Origin of the sequence: Lacrimispora sp. 38-1, assembly GCF_049890855.1 — a bacterium.
Classification (GTDB): domain Bacteria; phylum Bacillota; class Clostridia; order Lachnospirales; family Lachnospiraceae; genus Lacrimispora.
The window spans coordinates 1-219 of record NZ_JBANEW010000016.1; the positions used below are offsets into that span (position 1 = coordinate 1).

Genomic DNA, 219 nt, shown 5'->3' on the forward strand with positions numbered 1-219 from the left:
CCTGTAAACTGCTGTTTCTCCCGAAACATGGCCGCAATCTCATTATAATGCTCTTTACTTTTATACTTTGTGTCATATGCTGTTATAAACGGCATAAGCTCCAAAGTCCACTCCGGGGCTTTCATGACATCTTCTATCTTTTGTCTGTATTTCTCATTACCGGTTTGTTCCAAAGCGAAAAAATAAGCGGAATAATCCTGTGCCGGCAGACTGCCTGCC

General features: G+C 42.5%; 1 protein-coding gene. It reads right to left on the reverse strand.

Annotated elements, in window-relative coordinates; translation table 11 throughout:
• Positions 1-219, reverse strand: a 219-nt coding sequence (locus tag V7D18_RS04695) for a hypothetical protein (protein WP_426151940.1), incomplete at both ends; no start/stop codon positions are given.